Raw genomic sequence first — 1,682 nt, forward strand, 5'->3', positions numbered from 1 at the left:
ATTATGCGTAGCATCGCTGTTGGCGCCAGATTCTAATGTCCGCTTATAGCCAGATTCAAATGTCCGAGTCTTGGCAAGGTACCCTGTCCAGTCGCAGCCTGCCAGGGAGCCGCCATGCGACCGGACACGATCACCATGACGATGCGCCAATTGGATCGACTCAAGGTCTTGCAGGCCTTGGCGGACGGACACCTGAAGACCGGCATTGCGGCGGCTCGTCTGGGCCTGAGTCCACGCCAGACGCTGCGCCTGCTACGTCGGTATCAGAGCGAAGGCGCGCCGGGCTTGCAGAATCGTCGCCAAGGCGCTCCTGGTCATCGCCAGCTGCCGCCCGGACTCGAATCCCGCGTCCGCGGCCTGATCCGCGACAGCTACGCCGACTTCGGCCCGACCCTGGCCGCCGAGAAGCTGCGCGAGCGCCATGGCATCGACCTGGCCACGGAAACGGTGCGCCGGATCATGATTGACGCCGGTTTCTGGGTCCCGCGCAAGCTGCGCCCGCCCAAGGTGCACCAGCCGCGCAACCGCCGCGCCTGCCTGGGCGAGCTGGTGCAGATCGACGGCAGCGACCACGCCTGGTTCGAGGGCCGGGCGCCGGCCTGCACGCTGCTGGTCTACGTCGACGACGCCACCGGCCAGTTGATGCAGCTTTTGTTCGTGCCGACCGAGTCGACGCCGGCGTATTTCACGGCCACGCGCGCCTATGTCGAGCGCCACGGCAAGCCGCTCACGTTCTATTCGGACAAGGCCGGCATCTTCCGCGTCAATGCCAAGGACAGCGCCGAAGGCCGCGGCTACACCCAGTTCGGGCGCGCGCTGTTCGAGCTGAACATCGACATCCTGTGCGCCAATTCGAGCCCGGCCAAGGGCCGCGTCGAGCGCATGAACGGCACCCTGCAGGACCGCCTGGTGAAGGAGCTGCGCCTGCGCGGGATCAGCTCGATGGACGCCGCCAATGCCTATGCGCCGGTCTTCATGGCCGACTTCAACGCGCGCTTTGCCAAGGTGCCCAAGCGCGACTTCGACGCGCACCGGCCGCTGCGCGGCGATGAGGATCTGGCACGGATCTTCAGCTGGCGCGAATGGCGCAAGGTCTCGCAGAGCCTGACCTTGCAGTACAAGAAGGTGATGTATTTGCTCGAGGACCGCCCCGAGCACCGGCGCCTGATCCACCGCTACCTCGAGGTCGCCGAATATCCGGATGGCCACATCGAGCTGTGGGCCGATGGCGCCTCCCTGCCCTACACCACCTATGACCGGCTCGCCGAGATCGACCAGGGCGCGGTCGTCGAGCACAAGCGGCTCGGGCACGTGCTGGCGCTCGCCGCGCAGGTGCAGGCGCTGCGCGACAGCCGGCAAACCATCGGGCCGTCGCGCACGCTGGCGGGCGAGCCGCCGCGCCCGCACCGGCCGGCGCCGAACACCAAGCGCCAGCGCCTGATCAACCGGCTCGATCTGGAGCGCGCGTTGGCTGGCGCGCCGCGCCAACAGAAGGCGGACATTTTAACTTTGCCGACGGCAAAGGAACCGCCCCACCCTGAGTTGGACTCGGCCACGTCAGGCCAGCACCACTGCCCTACGGACACACCCCAAAAGCATCAAAACCCACACAAAAAGCACGCCCGTGCCGACATTTGAATTGAGCTGGCGGGACGACCTTTCAAAACCGGCTGGACAATCGC

1 protein-coding gene is annotated in these 1,682 nt (G+C 66.3%); it reads left to right on the forward strand.

The genetic code is table 11. The features are described 5' to 3' along the window. Positions 1–114 precede the first annotated feature (114 nt). On the forward strand, positions 115–1,638 hold the full coding sequence (locus AC3FNH_RS32455) for an ISNCY family transposase (RefSeq protein ID WP_488722994.1): 1,524 nt from the start codon (positions 115–117) through the stop codon (positions 1,636–1,638). Positions 1,639–1,682 lie beyond the last annotated feature (44 nt).

This window comes from Cupriavidus sp. 22TCCZM01-5 (assembly GCF_057798915.1).